This is a genomic window from Nocardia sp. PE-7, assembly GCF_030486425.1.
Classification (GTDB): Bacteria; Actinomycetota; Actinomycetes; order Mycobacteriales; family Mycobacteriaceae; genus Nocardia; species Nocardia salmonicida_A.
Genome location: NZ_CP129614.1, coordinates 2142468 through 2158747, shown reverse-complemented (window position 1 = coordinate 2158747; position 16280 = coordinate 2142468). Strand labels below are relative to the sequence as shown.

Sequence of the window (16280 nt, the reverse complement as noted above, 5' to 3'; positions counted from 1 at the left end):
CGGCAGCTCGCGCGTGCCGATAGCTGCACCACATCGAGGGTGGTGAATTCGCGATACGAACCGTACGGGATGCCGTGATGCATACCACATACCGAACGGAATCCACGAACAGTCAAATCAACCAAAACGGACAACAAATCAGAGGGTCTCTTACCGGTTGATGCTCACCGATACCGCTGAGCTACAACGAGTTCGGCGCACCAGCGGTGACGCCTGGCTCGCGTCGTGGGCGGGTCACCGGAACGTCGGCGGCCGGCGACCATGCGACACCGGTCCATGACGGCGGACGCTGCGCGCCCGCGTCGACGAACCGCACGACTACGAACCGAAGGAGCGCTCGATTCTCCTTGCGGGCCGGTGAACTCCGGAAACCGTGGCCACCCACTTCGACTGCAGCGCAACGGAGACCCGGTATGTGGAACAGCTTGTCGCGCAGGGAGTTCGCGAACGCGTCAATCGAGGCACGGTCCAGCTGGGCGAGCCGCGCGGCCAGGATTGTCTCAGCGCCCGCGGATGCCGGCGCACAGACGGTGACGCTGCCGATACCGCTCGAGGTACCTCGATGGAAGACCAGCGGATTCGGTCAGAGGTGCAAGCGGCGAGGATTCTGGCCGGGCTCGATGAATCCCAGCCGAGCGCCGGCAGGCGCCATGACGGCTCCCCAGCGCTGCGCGGATCAGTTCAGGGCGCCGTCGTAGTCCGGGAACTTGAAGGTACGCTCGGCATGCCCGCCTGACAGGTCCGAAGGGCTGTTGCCGATATTGGCGACGATCGTGTAGCCGTTGCTCTCGATGTCGGCCCGGCTCGCGGTCTTGTACTCGGCCAAGCCGGCGTTGCCCGCAGACAGCGTGGTCGGCGCGCTGCCGTACAGCGCGTCGACCGGGTAGCCGACCGAAGTCAGGTTCGCCTGCGAGTAGGCGTTGACCAGGGCGGGCCTTCCGGTGACGAAGATGATCGCCGCGCCGTTCTGTTTCGCCCAGGTCGCCAGGCCGAGCACCGGTGGGATCGCCGGGATGATCAGGCCGGTGTTGTAGGAGGTCTCCAGCGTCGTGTTGTCGATGTCGAAGACGATCGCGGGCCGGGTCGCGCTGGGCAGCCGACCGGCGAGATAGGTCTTCGCCTCGGCCACGACGGGGGTGATCTCGCCGATCCACTGCGCGTACGGCGGCAGCTCGGACTGGTTGCCCGACAGCGACGACGAACCGCCGCCGGACAGGGACGACGAACCGGTGTCGGCACCCGCGGCGGGCAGTGGAGCTAGAAGTGCGGCCGCGACACCGGCGACGAGCGATGCAGTAACACGTTTCATCTATCGCACGCTAACAGCGGACCGTGCCACGCAGCTCACAATCCGTGCAGTCGGACTGCTACGCGGGCGCCCACTGGATCGGTGTCGGATACCTCGGCCAGGTGCGAGGAGACGGTCCTACGTGGACCCGCGGGAGCAGCGCGTGTTCCGCAGGGCGAAATTCGTCCCCAGCCGAAACCCCACTCACACCTGACTTTTGGCGACAGCGGGCCTGTCGCGAGTGACCATTGTGCGGCAGAACTCGACCTTGCGATCTGTCCGTCGGCCGAAGCTGACCCGTACCGCGCGGAGTGAGTAGTCGATCGCGGCGGCCGATCGCGAGCACATGCCGAGCGGGCCCTGACTGTCAGCCCGGATTCGGCACCGGACCGACGGCGACCGACGTCACGCCTTCGGACACGATGTCCACCGACAAGAGCTCGCGAACGATCTCCGCCCACTGCGCGAGCACCGCACGGTCGGCCCTTTCCGAGGAGCGCAACGCCTGCGACGAAGCCACTCCGCGCAACATCACCACCGTCAGCTCACGCACCGCCGGATATCGCGGATGTGTCACCAGCGACGGGCCGAACAGGGTGTCGATCACCCGGTGCAGATCCCGACCGGCCGCGCGTTCGGCGATACGCAGCGCCGCGGCCAGATCGGGATCGGTGCGTGCGGCCGACCACAATGCGAACTCCGCTTGCGCCGGTGGTTGGGAAATCGACTCGTACAGCGCGGCCAATGCGCGTTCGACGGGGTCGGCGCCCGTCCCGATCCGCGCGGCGGCGGCCTGCGTTGCTCGCTCGTTGAGCTCCACCAGATCGGCGACCAAGGCCTGCGACAGGTCTCGCAACGTCGGAAAATGATGCAGTAGCGCACCACGACTGATCTGGGCCTCGCGCTGCACCGCGAGGGTGGTCAGTGCCGCGTACCCGCGCTGCGCCAGCAAAGTTCTCGCGGCCTCGAGGATGCGGGCGCGAGTCGCCTGCTTCTGTTCGGCGCGTGAGCTCACCGCTGCATCCTCTCGCCTTCGACCCGGGACCGACAATTTCACAGTCAGCATTGACTGTCAAAGGGTTGATGGGTCAAGCTGCACAGGACGGCCGGTTCGCGAGCTGTTCGCATTCCGGCTGAATTGCCGCCCGCCGAAGGGAAACCCGTTGTCCGAGAATTCATCACACCGCGAGAACCGCCGTGCCGCCTGGTACGAGAACTGGACCGAGGGACCGGATTCGCCCTGGCAGCATCGACCGGAACCCGACTACCACCACGAATACTCGACGCTGACCTACGAGCGCGACGGGCGGATCGCCCGGATCACGTTCAACCGACCGGACAAGGGCAACGCGATCACCCCCGCCACCCCCCTCGATCTCGCGCACGCCGTCGAGCGTGCCGACCTGGACCCCCGAATCCACGTGATCCTGGTTTCCGGCCGAGGCAAAGGCTTCTGCGGCGGCTACGACCTCGGCATGTTCGCCGAGCAGGGCTTCGCCACCGGTGACGGCCCGGACGAGATCACCGGCACAGTCCTCGACCCGGTGGTCAACGCTGTCAACCACAACCCGGCGGGCACGTGGGATCCGATGATCGACTACGCCATGATGAGCCGCTTCAACCGTGGCTTCGCCAGCCTGTTGCATGCCGACAAGCCCACCGTCGCCAAGCTGCACGGGTTCGCCATCGCCGGTGGCACCGACATCGCGCTCTATTCTGATCAGATCATCTGCGCCGACGACACCAAGATCGGCTACCCACCCACCCGCGCCTGGGGTATCCCGGCTGCCGGGATGTGGGCACACCGCATCGGCGACGCCCGCGCCAAACGCCTGCTCTTCACCGGCGACAGCATCAGCGGCAAACAGGCCGAGGAATGGGGGCTGGCCATCGAGTCCTGCCCTGCCGAGGAACTCGACGAGCGCACCGAGGCGCTGGTCGAGCGGATCGCCCGCATGCCGGTGAACCAGCTCATGATGGCCAAACTCGCGCTGAACTCGGCGCTGCTGGCCCAGGGCGTCGCTACTTCTGGCATGGTCAGCGCCGTCTTCGACGGCATCTCCCGCCACACCCGAGAGGGCTACGCCTTCCAGATGCGCTCGGCCACAGTGGGTTTTCGCGAGGCTGTGCGCGAACGCGACGAGCCCTTCGGCGACTACAAGCGCGCGCAGTTCGAGCATGACAGGACAGAATGACATCGAACTGACATCGGCGAACAGTTGCAGCACAGCGCGACACGATCCTCTACCGCCTCGCTCTTGAAGATCGGCCGACCTACGTCGAGCCAGCGACTGGCAACGAGACAGCTGACGCCGACTACGCTCCACACGGGGACTCGAGCGGGGCAAGACCTCGACACCCGGGATCAAGTGGTGCGAACACGCTGAGTGTCCGAGGGCTGCGAGTGGAGCGGTTCGGCGTCCAGCTGCCACGAAGCCACCGGTTATTTCGGCTGACGTTCACCCCTAATCGTGCAGCACCGATCTGCTCTCCTGTGTCGGCGAGAGGAGGCGCGACGCAATCGATCAAGTGCTATTCACCGCTGGGGAAATGCCAACCACTCGCACTCGACGAGGTTCTCTCGCGCCGATCGGTGGCAGGTCAAATGATGCCATCGAGTTGCCGGTTGATGACAACCGCTGGGCTTGCACGTGAAACACGACGAGGTGTCTGCGAATTGGCCAGTCCCGTCGGCGACCCAAAGGTCATATCGGCGTTCTACCGCTTTTTGGAGACGTGCATGGTGATCCGCGCGGTGACGAAGGCGGTTCCGTCGGTATCGAGGACATCGACCGGGACGACGAGTTCGATCGGGTCGTCACCGAACTCGGGGATGTGGTCGAGAGCGGCGAGCGCAGTCACTGCGGTGGTTGCCTTGGATTTATATTCCACTGTCATGCCGACCGGGATCCAGCGGTGGGTGGTGGGGATGGTGGCGTCGGTCATCATGCCGCCTGCGAGTTCCGCCATGTTGCAGGAGGCGATCGCGTGATAGGTGCCGAGGTGGTTGTGGACGCCGCGGCGGTTGGGTGCGCTGACTCGGCACAGTCCGGGTCGTAGCTCTTGGAGAAGGGGGTGCACGCTGCGGAAGTACGGGGCTTTCAAGCACAGTGCCTGGGTGAACAGCCAGTTGCCGAACGGCAAGCGTTGCAGCGTGTTCCACAGGACGAGGTTGGCGCCGGCCTCGGAGGTCTGAGTGGTGGTGGTCATCGATTGGCTTCCTTCGATTGCGGTCGGTTCGAGCCGTATCAGCGCAGTGCCGCGGTGACGGCGCTGTACATGGTGGTTTTGATGGCGGCCAGCGTTGTGGGGTTCTTGCCGATGATGGGCGTGAGTCGGTCGAGGGCGGTGTCGAGGACCGCGGCTTCGGAGGCGGTGGCGTCGACGAGTCCGGCGGCGAGGGCGTCCGGGCCGCTGAAGCGGTGGCCGGTAGTCATGGCGGTCACCGAGGCTTGGGAGCTGAGCTTGGCCTGGATGAGCGCGGCCATTCCCGGGGTGAAGGGGATGTTGATGTCGACCTCGGGGAAACAGTAGTAACCGCGGTCCTCACGCATGACGCGGTAGTCGTGTGCGATGGCCAGCATGGCGCCGGCGCCGAAGGTGTGCCCGTTGACCGCGGCGATGGTGGGCAGCGGGAAGGTGAGGATGCGGGCGAACAGCTCCTGGACGCGGCCGACGTACCAGTCGGCGCGGTCTCCGTTGGCCATCAGCCAGTCCAGGTCGAGTCCGTTGGAGTAGAACTTGCCGCTGCCGGTGGTGATCAGGCCTTGGGCGTCGCGCTCGACGGCGTCGAGGTGGGTGTTGACGGTGTCGAGCCAGTCCGGGGAGAACCGGTTCTCGTCGGCTCCGAGGGTCAGCACGGCGATCTTGTCCTGGTAATGCAGGTTCGCGGTCATGGTGTTTCCTTTCACTTCGTGGAGGTTGCGCTGGTGGGCAGTGGTGGCGGCGGGGGCAGCGCCAATACCGCGCGGACGGCGGCTGCGAGACGTTGCCGCACGTCGGGATCGGGTTCTCGTCGGCCTCGTAGCAGCAGTGCGGTGGGCAGTTCCACCACGCAATCGCGGATGACTGCGACGGCCGCACGGTCGCCGCGGTCGAACACGCTGCGCGACAAACCGACGAACAGCTCACCCAAGGTCTGATCGAGTCGGCGTAGTTCCTCGGCGATGTCGTCGGGGATCTCGCTGGAACCGAGCAGTTCCCGCCGTGGCACGGTGAGCAGGAAACGGCCCGAGACCGGTTGCTGTAACAGGAATTCGGCGGGCGTGTCGGCGGCCGCGACGACCGCATCCTCGGGTGAGGAGCCTGCGGCCATCGCGCGGTCGACCGCCTCACGCTGCAGAGCCAGAAAGCGCTGCGCGGCGCGCAGCCAGACCCGGCCCATCAGCCCGGCGCGGGAGCCGAACGCGTGATAGATCGTCCCGTTGGATACCGAGGTGGCCTCCGAGAGAGCGCGGACTGTGACCGCGGCCGGACCGAATTCCACGGCCATCTGCTCGGCGGCATCCATCAGGCGATCGAGGTCATGTAAGCGGGGGCGAGGCATAACCGAAGAGTAACAGAGCGCATGCTCTATAACCAGTGACGATGTGCACAACCCGGCGTTTGCCCACGTCATCGGGGCCTGGTGGTGCGTTTTCAGAGTCCGATGCGGCGCCATCGCCGAGAAATGGAGCGCACGCTCTTGTTTAATATTAGAGCATGTGCTCTCATATGTGGAGTCCAAGCACCGGCTACCGAGCCTGAGACCTCACCGATCACCCGGCTACCGCGCCGAGGAGTTCACGGCGGCACCGAAGTAAACGATCGAGGCCGTGGCCGTACGCGGGCCCTCACTTTCACCTTCGGCCTGTTCGACTACGACGAAGGCAACGACGACATGCTTCGCCTTCAACCTCGACCTCCTGCTCGCTGCGAACGCCAGTAAACGCGTCGACTTCGGTGGACCGCATCGTCGAAAACCGTTACAGGACAGCGTTGTGCATAGCTAGCCACCGCATCGGGGCACTGACAATTGCGTGTCTCTCCCCGAACGCAACGGCCCTGATCCGGGCAGACGAGTGGAGGTTGGTGGATCGGTGCAGATCGGCGCGGGCCGACTCATCCGGTCGTAGCCCCGGCCCGACTCTGCTGGCGACCCGCGGTTATGACCCAAGACCCAAGCAGCTCAATCGGGTCGACAGTGCTGAGGTTGATGCATCGGCGCGAAGCTCGCCGACCACTTGAGCACGCGCGAACAGCTCGCCGATAGCTTCGACGCGAGGGCGCTGACCGCCGAACTCAGCGCATCACCGTTGCGAGCGACCACGCATTGCGACGATTCCGGTTGCCGGTCCTGGAGCAGGAATCTACGCGAGACCACCGCGTTCCAGCCTGACCCCGTCGAGGCCCTGTCAGCGGTCACCGTCGGCCTCGCCCGGCATTCGATGTCATTGCCGTGGTCGCAGCCTCAGCTCGGAGCGTCGGCCGCAGTCTCGCCATCCAACGACACTGGTCTACTGCATAATTCTTGGGCATCCTCACGCGAGAGGCCAAGTGCGACAAGTATTCCGACGGTCATCTCGTCCACGGTCACAGCACAATCGCGGTCGGGTTGTTGTAGCAGCAGGCGCCCGAGGCCGAGCAGTGATCCGGTGACCAGCGCCATCGCCAGATCCGTGTCTTCGACCACGAAGCGTCCCGCGCGAGTCGCGGCGGCGATGTCTCGTGTGGCGCGAGGCGCGAGGCCTTGCTCGGATTCGATCAGCGACGCGCCGGAGTTGACCAGGACCCGGCTCAGATCAGGCTGTAGTCGAAACAGTCGGCCGACGATCCGGAAGGACGTGGCGAAGATCTCCGCCGGATCGACGAGGTCGGCTGTGAGTGAGTCGAGGTAGTCGCCCAGCGACTCCAACGCGCTGTCGACCGCCGCGACGAACAGTTCTTCCTTGCTGTCGAAGTGGTTGTAGAACGAGCCCAATCCCACGTCCGCGGCCTGCGTGATCTCGAGGATCGGCGCGTTGAGCCTGCCCTCGGCGATGAAACGTTGCCCAGCGGCGATCAGAGCCGAGCGGGTGCGAGCTTTGCGGCGTTCGAGCCTGTTCGCGGTGGCGGACATCTTCGTTGGTCACCTTCTGGCAGTGGTTTCGGCTTTCCCGATCTTAGTTCACCGTCAAATCTGACGACTTCCTCAGCACCCTTGACTGATCGTTGAATCATAAGTGACGATATCGTCATCAAGTCACCGCACACGGAGGAGTAACACGGATGTCGGAGGTCCGCAGCGACGCACATCGCGACCTGCACGTCGATCAGGGTGCGCTGCCCGGCGAGCACCCCGGCCGTACCAGGAATCCGATCATCAAGGTCGCTGACCTCGCCTGGCTGGAGTTCCGCAAGCCCGATCTGCTCAAGGCCGAAGCCTTCGCGCTGGCCTTCGGGTTCTCTGTCGCCTACCGCTCCTCGGAGGAGATCCACCTGCGTGGCACGCAGGCGGGCACGGCGTGCGTGATCATCCGCAAGGGAGATCGCACCCGTTTCGTCGGCGCCGCGTTCCTGGCCGCCGAGGAGTCCGACGTATTCAGGCTCGCCGAGGTGACGGGTCATCGCGTCGAACGGCTACCTGAGAGCATCGGTGGAATCGGCGTCACCTTGCACGATCCGGGCGGCAAGACCGTGCGCGTTGTGTCGGGCGCGCACCGGCTGCCGCAGCTACCGGGCCAGCGTGCTCACCCACTCAACGTCGGTGACTCCGCTGCGCGGGTCAATGCGACGCAGCGGCCACCGCGCGTGCCCGCCGGTGTCGAGCGGCTCGGCCATGTGGTGCTCTCGCGTACCCGCTACCTGGAGAACCTGAACTGGTATCTCGAGCATCTCGGACTCATCGTCAGCGACTTCCTGTATTACGACGGGCAACGCGAACGCGGGCCGGTGATGGCTTTCATCCGCTGCGACCGCGGGAACACGCCCACCGACCATCACACCCTCGCCATGACACTCGGTCCCTCGGACCGATACGTGCACTCGGCGTATCAGGTGTGTGACCTGGACGCGCTCGCAGCCGGAGGCGAGTTCCTGGCCGAACGCGGCTATCGCCGGTCCTGGGGCATCGGACGACATATCCAAGGCAGTCAGATCTTCGACTACTGGCGCGATCCCGACGGTTTACTCGTCGAGCACTTCAGCGACGGCGACCTGTTCGACAGCTCCCTGGAACCGGGCTGGGCGCCGATGACGGCCTCGGGCCTGGCGCAGTGGGGCCCACCGGCGACCAAGGACTTCCTCGGCACAGCACCGAGCCGCCGATCGCTGCTGGAACTCCGGGCCATCTTCTCTTCGCTGCACCGAGACAACGAATTCGACGCCCAGCGCTTGCGGGGCCTGCTGAAAGTAGCCAACTCATGAGCATTTCCGTGCTGCGTACCGCCGACGCATGGTGGGTACTGACCCCGGACGGCGCCAGCCGAATCAACACCGCCGCCATGACCACAGGCGAACTCCTGGCCGACCGAGCCGCGATCGAAGCGGCGCGCGGCGGCAGCGACACCACGCCCGTGGAGACCTTGGCGCTCGTCTCCCCGGTGACCGCACCGTGTCGGGTTGTCGCGCAGATGACCAATTATGTTTCGCACGTACAGGATTCGGGGATGAACCCGGCGACCGTGCCGCTGACGTTCTTTCGCAAATCTTCGGGGTCCATCAGCGGTCCCGAGGACGACATCGTCAAACCGGCGCATGTGCGACTGCTGGACTACGAGATCGAGATCGGGCTCGTTTTCGGTGCGACGCTGCCCGTTGGCACCGAACTCGACGAGTCGAACATCGGCGACTTCATCGCCGGCCTGACCATCACCGACGATGTGTCCGCCCGCGACATCCAACTGCCCAAAACCCAGTTCTACGAGGGGAAATCGTATCCGACATTCACACCGGTCGGCCCGGTGTTACTCCTGCTGGAGACGGGCGAGTTCGACAGATTCCACGACCTCTGCCTGACACTGCGCGTCAATGGCGAAGTGCGCCAGAACAGCACGGTGGCGGACATGATCTACGGCCCACTCGAAACCCTGCGCGCTCTCACCGGATTCCAGCGCATGGACGCGGGCGACCTGCTGCTGACGGGCACCCCCGGCGGAACGGCATTGAAGGCTCCCGCCAAACCCATCGAAATCCTCGGGTCGCTGGTACCGCCCGCACTCAAGTGGAAGATCTTCTTCGACAAGCAGGCATCGAATCCACGCTATCTACAGGACGGCGATGTGGTGGAGCTGACTGTCTCGACACCCGACGGCGCGCTCGACCTCGGCATTCAGCGTACGACGGTGCGGTATGGGCACTGAGAGAGGCCGGGTCGAGCACTACCCGGTCGTGATCGTCGGGGCGGGGCCGACCGGTATGACCGCCGCGTTGCTTCTGGCGCAGTACGGCATCGAGTGCCTGATCGTCGATCGCTGGGACGAGGTCTACCCGCAGCCTCGAGCGGTACATCTCGACGACGAGGTGTACCGCATTCTGGCCGATCTCGGACTCAGCGACGAGTTCGCGGGAATCTCCCGGCCCGGCCGCGGCCTTCGGCTGGTCGACTCCGCGATCACCACGCTCGCAGAGTTCGACCGCGACCCCGACCGGATGCCGCACGGGTTCCCGCTGGCCAACATGTTCGACCAGCCGGATCTCGAGCGCGTACTGCGGTCCAGGCTGGCGTCGGCGCAGAGCGTGCGGATACGAGGTGGGTGCGAAGTGCTCGATGTGGCGAACCTGCGCGATCGCACTCGCGTGACCTACCGAGATGCCGAGACAGGTGAACGACGAGCTGTCACAGCGGAATTCGTCCTCGGCTGCGACGGTGCCAACAGCGTCGTGCGTACGTCGATCGGATCGCGCATGCGCGACCTGGGTTTCGAACAGCGGTGGCTGGTTGTCGACATCGCCACCGACGCCGATCTCGGGCAGTGGGAGGGCGTACACCAGGTGTGCGATGCCGAACGCGCCGCGACGTACATGCGCATCGGCGCATCACGCTACCGCTGGGAGTTCCGCCTGCGCGATGACGAATACGGCGACCAGTACGCCACGCTCGACACCATCGAGCCGCTCCTGTACCCCTGGCTGCGCGAGGTAAGAAGCCCCGCACTGACGCTGATCCGGTCCACCGAATACACCTTTCGTGCCCAGGTGGTCGACCGATGGCGGGACCGCAGGATCTTTCTGCTCGGTGACGCCGCGCACCTCACCCCGCCATTCATCGGGCAGGGCATGGGCGCCGGTCTTCGTGACGCCCAGAACCTGATCTGGAAACTGGTCGCCGTCATGAGCGCGGAACTACCCGACGACGCCCTCGACACCTATCAATCCGAACGTCAACCGCACGTCACATCGATAATCGGCCTGGCCGTCGCCGTCGGACGGGCGATGACGAGCGGCGCGGCGGCGGGTGCGGTGATCCGCAAGCGGATGTGGCCGCTCCTCAGCCACGTTCCGATCATCAGATCCAAGGTCACCGACAGCACCACACCGCGCCTTTCCCGGTCGATGTTCGTTGCGCGACATGCTTTTCGGCCCCTCGACCTGGCCGGCTCGATGTGTCCGAACTGCGTTGTCGAAGACAGCACGCGAGTCGACGAGATCGCCGCCGGACGCTTTCTCTTCGTCGCGACCACCCCGCTCACCCGCGAACAGCGGACCGAAATCGACCGGCGCGGCGCCGCGATCCTGGCGGTACCGGCGTCCTCCGAGCTCGGCGAATGGCTGCGCCGCGGACGCGCGACAGCTGCGATCGTGCGACCGGACAAAACCGTGCTGGCCACCTCCCGATCGGTCCCTTCCCTGCACACCCGTGTACCGAGCTGCCCCGCTCTGACCACCACGTCCACGCACAGGAGTTCCCATGGCGGTTGACATTTCCATCCCGCGATATCGCGAGAATCTCTTCAGTACCGAGGCGATCCTCGACCCCTACCCGCACTATGCGGCATTGCGCGCGGCCGGCCCAGTGGTGTGGCTACCACGCCAACGCGTCTTCGCGATCTCCCGATACGCCGAGTGCAAGGCCGTCCTCCGAGACGACGCGACCTTCGTCTCGGGGTGCGGGGTATCGCTGAACCCCGTTGCCAACCGCCTCGGACGGGGCACCACGCTCAACAGCGACGCGGAAGAACACGCCACCAAACGGTCCGTTCTCGCACACCGACTGACACCGAAGGCACTTCGGGAAGTGACAGATACCGTCGAGCGTTTCGCCGAAAGCGTCGTGGACAAGGCGTTGGCGAACAACCACATCGACGGGGTCGACGATCTCGCGACCGCACTGCCACTTTCGGTGGTCCCGGACCTCATCGGCTGGCCGCGCGACGGGCGCGCGGAACTGCTGCGCTGGGCCGGTGCGACGTTCGACTCGATGGGGCCGATCAACCGGCACTCCGTGCGCGCGGCGAAGGCGGCCTCGGAAATGCTGGTCTTCGCCCGCCGTGTCGCGCACGATCGATCGGTTCTCGACGACAGCATGGGCAGTGACGTCTTCCGCGCCGCCGACGAGGGCAGGATCGACATGAAGTCGTGCCCGGCGCTCATGATCGACTACCTGGCCCCGTCGCTGGACACCACCATCGGCGCGATCTCGAGTGCGCTCTACCTGTTTTCACAGAACCCCAGGCAGTGGCAGGCCGTGCGATCGGATCCGGAACTGATACCCCATGCCGTCAACGAGGTCGTGCGGATCGAATCGCCTTTGCGCGCGTTCTCCCGCACGGCCGCCCGCGATGCCGACATCGGTGGGGTGAAGATCCCGGGCGGAAGCCGCGTACTGGTGCTCTTCGCTTCCGCCAACCGGGACCCGGCCGAATGGGATCAGCCCGAGTCCTTCGACATCACCCGCGACGCGGCCCGCCAGCTCGGCTTCGGCTGGGGTGTGCACGGCTGCGCGGGCCGGACGCTGGCACGACTCGAAACCATCTCGATTCTGCGGGCACTGGCCGATCGTGTCGAACGTATCGAGCTGGTCGGCACACCGAAGTGGGCCGTCAACAACATCATTCGCAGGCTGGAACGTCTTCCGCTCGAACTCGTCGCCGCAGACCGGACGTCGGCATGAAGACAGCGATCGTCACCGGGGCGTCCTCCGGAATAGGACGGGCCGTCGCCACCGCCTTGGTCGCTCGCGGCTACCGCGTGCTCGGGACAAGCCGCGACAGCTCGACCGTGGCCGATCCCGTGCCGGGCGTCGACTACCGAGACCTGGACCTCACCGATCGTGGCTCGATAGCCCGGTTCATCGACGCACTCGACGGCCGAGCCGTCGATGTGTTGGTGAACAACGCCGGTGAGAGCCAATGCGGACCGCTCGAAGAGCTACCGATGGATGCGGTGCAGAGATTGTTCCAACTCAACGTTTTCGGTGCCATCGAACTGACTCAGTTGCTACTACCGGGGATGCGACAGCAGCGTCGCGGCAGGATCATCAACATCGGTTCGATGCTCGCGAGCTTCCCCCTCGCCTATCGATCGTCCTATGTCGCAACCAAGGCGGCCCTCAAAGGCTTCGCGACCGCCGCACGGTATGAACTGAAGCCGTACGGAATCGACATCACCACCGTCGAACCAGGTTCCATCGCGACCGGACTGTCCGGACGCCGCACCAAATACATCAGCAGCGACTCCCCCTACATCGAACAGTTCGACTCGGCGATCGCCGTCCTCGACACGAAGGAAGCCCAGGGAATTACGGCAGACGAAGTCGCTGGCACTGTGCTCGAAGCTGTCGATGCCGAGCAGACGTTGCCGCTCTATGCCGTCGGCAGCAATGCCCCTGCAGTGTTCCTGGCCCGCAGATTGTTGCCGCGCAGAGTAATCGAGGCCGTTATGGCCAAGACATACGGCGTCGGGTCCATGCGAACCCGACGTGCGCCATAGGCGTTCCCGCCCAGGCAAATCCCATCCAGCCGCGACCCGAGCGGGACACCCGCCCTGCTCGGGTCGAGCACTCAGCGAACCGCAGACCCCCGCCGACCGCCCGTCGGTCGGCCGTCATAGGACGCACCCCACCTCGCTCGATCAGCGAGACAGGGCGGGCGTCCACCGCGGTCCGCCAGTACACGTGACCACCGTACGGACGACAACGGCAACGTCCGTACCGACTTCGTAGAGATCTATCAGCCGATCCGCCGACATCCCAAGCGCAGAGCCTCACGGATATTTCCGCTCCAATGACTGACGAAATCGGCATATATGACTATTTCATCAGTTGAGCGATTCGTGGCTGCCGCTGTCGAGGTTTTACATGTTTTCAAGGGCCGGAAGGAACGCCCCGTGGAGCTTCTGCACAACACCGTGAACAGACCGTTTCGCATTCTTGCGATGGCCGCCGCAACATTGACGCTGAGCTGCTCCCTGCTTTTCGTCGATGACGAGCTCGGCCGCTCGACCGAGATCACCGCCGACTTCGAGAACATCGCGGGCATGTACGAGGGCAACGAGATCATGGTCCTCGGCCTCGCGGTGGGCAAGGTCGACAAGATCGTGCCCAAGGGCACCTACGTCGAGGTCCACATGACCATCGACTCGGGCGTCAAGATCCCGAAAGACGCGATCGCGGCGATCATCTCGCCCTCGATCGTCACCGACCGCCACATCGAGGTGAGCCCGCCCTTCACCGGCGGTGAGACCTTGAAGTCCGGCGATCACCTGCCCAAGGCGCGGACCAGGACGCCGGTCGAGCTGGACACGATGATCAAGACCATCGACCAGTTCGCCGCGGCCCTCAAGCCCGAACCCGGCCAGGAGGGTCTCGGCCCGCTGTCGGGCCGGGTGCTCTACCCGGTGCTCAACGGCAACGGCCAGAAGATCAGGGAAACCCTCGACGCGCTCTCGGGTGCGTTGAAGGTCGGCGTCGACAACAAGGACGCCATCTCCAACATCATCATCAAGCTCAACGAGCTCACGACGATGCTGGCCGACAACGATCAGTCGGTGCGCGACTTCAGCGACCGGGTGACCGCCATGTCGGGACTGCTCGCCGACCAGGCCCCCGGTCTGCAGGCCACCCTCGACCAGCTCAACCAGTTCCTGAGCAACACCTCGACGACCTTCGCCGGGCATCAGGAAGAACTGGCCGCCTCGCTGACGGGCCTGACCACGGTCACCAACCAGCTGCGTGCCAACTCGGGCGCGATGGTCGAGATCGTCGACGTGGTGCCGCTGCTCATGCAGAACCTCGACGGCGCGATGGACAAAGAAGAGGGCTTCATGCGCAACCAAGCGCTGATCGGTACCGCTCTCTCGGGCGAGATCGTCAGCGTGTTCTGTGAGCGGATCCAGATGCGGCCCGATGGTTGCCGCACCGGAAACGTCCAGGACTTCGGCCCCGACTACGGGCTCACCGCCGCACTGCTCGGACTGACGAAGATCGGTTGACTCGCCACGGTCCGGTCAGCCCCACGGTGTAGCCGTTTCGAATTGCGGCGCGGAGGCTGTTCGGTTCGTCGTGGTAATCGGGTTTCAATGGAACGGTTCCGTGGCACAAGGCACGGCCCGCGGGTATCAGGGGGCGAAGTTGCGCAGGTTGGTTGCTGGGGTTGTCTTCGTGGCGTTGGGCATTTCAGCATGTGCGAGCGCCACGGAGCAACGTGACCTTCCCAGCCCAGTCCCCACGTCATCATCGCCACCACCTACGACCACGACGGCTGTGAACCGGCCTGCCGCGTGGTCGATAGAGGTCGATGTCGGCGCAGCACAGGTCGCCGTGCTGGGAGACGTGGTCCTCACCCCTCGCGAGACCTCGTTCATCGCGGTGGACCGTGCATCCGGCCGTGAGCGGTGGCGCCGAGATCAGAAAGTCACCGGCGGAGCGGGATTCGAGTATCGGATCAGCGGTGAGCTGGTCGTGCTCTCCGAGCGTCGGGCCGCATCCAGTGACCCGACCCTGTTCGAAGTGGTCGAGGCAGCCACTGGCCGCGCCCGGCGGGCGGCACACTCGGCCACGACGTGATCGGAACCTGGCACCAGCAAGCTCCACCGGAATCGGCATACCTGCCCATCTGGGTGGGACCATCGACCGCCGGTCCCACATATCGGCCATGGGCGCCGGTAGCGACCGCCACCGGTGACGTTCTCCCCGGACGCGGCGCCAATCATGCTTGGTACACCTTCAGCGTTGGTGAACTACTCGTCAGCACTGACCACGACAGGAATGAGTACCTCTGCGAAGTTGCCCTGGAGGCAATCAGCGGCTCGACCGGAACGCGACAATGGTCGGCATCTGTACACGGTGGCCGACGCAAGGAGAACAACGACTGCCAGAAAAGGCTGAGTGGGTCGGAGCTCGGCCAGGTGATCGGCAGTGGCTCGAGGATAGCGGCCGTCACCGCTGACGGAACTCCTCAACTGTTCGATCTGGCAACGGGTTCCACGGTCTGGGCGGCCACCGATCGAGGCACTCCCCTAGACGGTGACGACCGATCGCTGCTGGTCAGCGAATTCGCTGACCAGAGCACCTTGTCACTACTAGATCTCGAGACCGGGAAGAAGCAGTGGTCGGTACCCGATCCGGGCTTCGACCCCTACCCGAGCCAACGTACGACGTTTCTGGTCGGTGATCGAGTTGTCGTGGGCGGCCGAATTCCGATCGGCGAATTCGCCGGCCGACCGACCACGATCATCTACGACCGCGAAACGGGTAGAGAAATCGATCGATATGTCGGCTGGGTCCAAGGGGCGGGTGCTGACTGGCTGGCACTGCTGGTGAGTGAGGGCAGCGGGTCCGACAAACTCCAGTTCCATCGCTGATAGCGGAAAAGGTCCGGGGTAGATCGGGGGGAGTCTGCGATATGGCATGGGATAGCCGCAACCCTCGGCGACTATCCGCGCGCGAGGAGGCTACGGGTAATTCGGCCCGGATGTGCCGAATTACCCGTAGCCCGGTCGATATCGAGGTGGTCGAAAAGTCCAAGTGCCATGTCGAGCTGGGTTCCGACGACCAAGGACCGGCTCGCGCTGTAAGTGACATCGCTCGACGCAGAGC

15 protein-coding genes are annotated in these 16280 nt (G+C 64.9%); 9 read left to right on the top strand and 6 right to left on the bottom strand.

From position 1 onward, the window contains the following. Positions 1 to 676 precede the first annotated feature (676 nt). Entirely contained in the window at positions 677 to 1309 is a 633-nt protein-coding gene (locus tag QX204_RS10165; protein WP_301906373.1) for an HAD family acid phosphatase, read from the bottom strand. Between the two features lie 346 nt (positions 1310 to 1655). Then, positions 1656 to 2303 (bottom strand): TetR/AcrR family transcriptional regulator, encoded by a 648-nt coding sequence (locus tag QX204_RS10160; RefSeq protein ID WP_301906372.1) that lies wholly within the window; start codon positions 2301 to 2303, stop codon positions 1656 to 1658. A gap of 148 nt (positions 2304 to 2451) precedes the next feature. Between QX204_RS10160 and QX204_RS10155 the strand changes: the two genes are divergently transcribed. Continuing rightward, positions 2452 to 3483, top strand: a complete 1032-nt coding sequence (locus tag QX204_RS10155; protein WP_301906371.1) for a crotonase/enoyl-CoA hydratase family protein — start codon at positions 2452 to 2454, stop codon at positions 3481 to 3483. Positions 3484 to 4006: 523 nt separating this feature from the next. Here QX204_RS10155 and QX204_RS10150 read toward each other — a convergent pair. From QX204_RS10150 to QX204_RS10135, 4 genes are all read right to left on the bottom strand, one after another. Then, positions 4007 to 4498, bottom strand: coding sequence for a hotdog fold domain-containing protein (locus tag QX204_RS10150; RefSeq protein WP_301906370.1), 492 nt, complete (start codon positions 4496 to 4498; stop codon positions 4007 to 4009). Between the two features lie 38 nt (positions 4499 to 4536). Next, a complete protein-coding gene (locus QX204_RS10145) occupies positions 4537 to 5184 on the bottom strand; it encodes an enoyl-CoA hydratase/isomerase family protein (RefSeq protein ID WP_301906368.1) in 648 nt (215 codons plus the stop codon). An 11-nt stretch (positions 5185 to 5195) separates the two neighbouring features. Next, positions 5196 to 5834, bottom strand: a complete 639-nt coding sequence (locus tag QX204_RS10140) for a TetR/AcrR family transcriptional regulator (RefSeq protein ID WP_301906366.1) — start codon at positions 5832 to 5834, stop codon at positions 5196 to 5198. Positions 5835 to 6737: 903 nt separating this feature from the next. After that, positions 6738 to 7385, bottom strand: a complete 648-nt coding sequence (locus QX204_RS10135) for a TetR/AcrR family transcriptional regulator (RefSeq protein ID WP_301906364.1) — start codon at positions 7383 to 7385, stop codon at positions 6738 to 6740. Between the two features lie 149 nt (positions 7386 to 7534). Here QX204_RS10135 and QX204_RS10130 point away from each other — a divergent pair, with 149 nt between their 5' ends. From QX204_RS10130 to QX204_RS10095, 8 genes are all read left to right on the top strand, one after another. Continuing rightward, complete coding sequence (locus QX204_RS10130; protein ID WP_301906362.1) at positions 7535 to 8671, top strand: VOC family protein; 1137 nt, start codon at positions 7535 to 7537, stop codon at positions 8669 to 8671. Continuing rightward, positions 8668 to 9606, top strand: a complete 939-nt coding sequence (locus tag QX204_RS10125) for a fumarylacetoacetate hydrolase family protein (protein WP_301906361.1) — start codon at positions 8668 to 8670, stop codon at positions 9604 to 9606. The genes QX204_RS10130 and QX204_RS10125 overlap by 4 nt, the downstream gene beginning before the upstream one ends. Next, the gene (locus QX204_RS10120) at positions 9596 to 11164 is read left to right on the top strand and encodes a bifunctional 3-(3-hydroxy-phenyl)propionate/3-hydroxycinnamic acid hydroxylase MhpA (protein ID WP_301906359.1); all 1569 of its coding nucleotides are present in this window, start codon (positions 9596 to 9598) and stop codon (positions 11162 to 11164) included. The genes QX204_RS10125 and QX204_RS10120 overlap by 11 nt, the downstream gene beginning before the upstream one ends. Continuing rightward, positions 11154 to 12356 carry a cytochrome P450 gene (locus QX204_RS10115; RefSeq protein ID WP_301906357.1) on the top strand — a complete coding sequence of 401 codons (1203 nt, stop codon included), beginning with the start codon at positions 11154 to 11156 and terminating at the stop codon, positions 12354 to 12356. Before QX204_RS10120 ends, QX204_RS10115 begins: the two co-directional genes overlap by 11 nt. Further along, positions 12353 to 13174 carry an SDR family oxidoreductase gene (locus QX204_RS10110; protein WP_301906355.1) on the top strand — a complete coding sequence of 274 codons (822 nt, stop codon included), beginning with the start codon at positions 12353 to 12355 and terminating at the stop codon, positions 13172 to 13174. The genes QX204_RS10115 and QX204_RS10110 overlap by 4 nt, the downstream gene beginning before the upstream one ends. Positions 13175 to 13618: 444 nt before the next feature. Then, a complete protein-coding gene (locus QX204_RS10105; RefSeq protein WP_301906353.1) occupies positions 13619 to 14674 on the top strand; it encodes an MCE family protein in 1056 nt (351 codons plus the stop codon). A 271-nt stretch (positions 14675 to 14945) separates the two neighbouring features. Next, positions 14946 to 15248: a hypothetical protein gene (locus QX204_RS10100; protein WP_301906352.1), complete on the top strand. Its 303-nt coding sequence runs from the start codon at positions 14946 to 14948 to the stop codon at positions 15246 to 15248. After that, on the top strand, positions 15245 to 16045 hold the full coding sequence (locus QX204_RS10095; protein ID WP_367620173.1) for a BamB-related PQQ repeat family beta-propellar protein: 801 nt from the start codon (positions 15245 to 15247) through the stop codon (positions 16043 to 16045). The genes QX204_RS10100 and QX204_RS10095 overlap by 4 nt, the downstream gene beginning before the upstream one ends. Positions 16046 to 16280: the final 235 nt, after the last annotated feature.

Excerpts from the sequence above, each read along its gene's own strand:
- QX204_RS10165 (WP_301906373.1), bottom strand. The coding sequence starts at position 1,309 with ATGAAACGTGTTACTGCATCGCTCGTCGCCGGTGTCGCGGCCGCACTT.
- QX204_RS10150 (WP_301906370.1), bottom strand. The coding sequence starts at position 4,498 with ATGACCACCACCACTCAGACCTCCGAGGCCGGCGCCAACCTCGTCCTG.
- QX204_RS10145 (WP_301906368.1), bottom strand. The coding sequence starts at position 5,184 with ATGACCGCGAACCTGCATTACCAGGACAAGATCGCCGTGCTGACCCTC.
- QX204_RS10140 (WP_301906366.1), bottom strand. The coding sequence starts at position 5,834 with ATGCCTCGCCCCCGCTTACATGACCTCGATCGCCTGATGGATGCCGCC.
- QX204_RS10135 (WP_301906364.1), bottom strand. The coding sequence starts at position 7,385 with ATGTCCGCCACCGCGAACAGGCTCGAACGCCGCAAAGCTCGCACCCGC.
- QX204_RS10130 (WP_301906362.1), top strand. The coding sequence starts at position 7,535 with ATGTCGGAGGTCCGCAGCGACGCACATCGCGACCTGCACGTCGATCAG.
- QX204_RS10125 (WP_301906361.1), top strand. The coding sequence starts at position 8,668 with ATGAGCATTTCCGTGCTGCGTACCGCCGACGCATGGTGGGTACTGACC.
- QX204_RS10120 (WP_301906359.1), top strand. The coding sequence starts at position 9,596 with ATGGGCACTGAGAGAGGCCGGGTCGAGCACTACCCGGTCGTGATCGTC.
- QX204_RS10115 (WP_301906357.1), top strand. The coding sequence starts at position 11,154 with ATGGCGGTTGACATTTCCATCCCGCGATATCGCGAGAATCTCTTCAGT.
- QX204_RS10110 (WP_301906355.1), top strand. The coding sequence starts at position 12,353 with ATGAAGACAGCGATCGTCACCGGGGCGTCCTCCGGAATAGGACGGGCC.
- QX204_RS10105 (WP_301906353.1), top strand. The coding sequence starts at position 13,619 with ATGGCCGCCGCAACATTGACGCTGAGCTGCTCCCTGCTTTTCGTCGAT.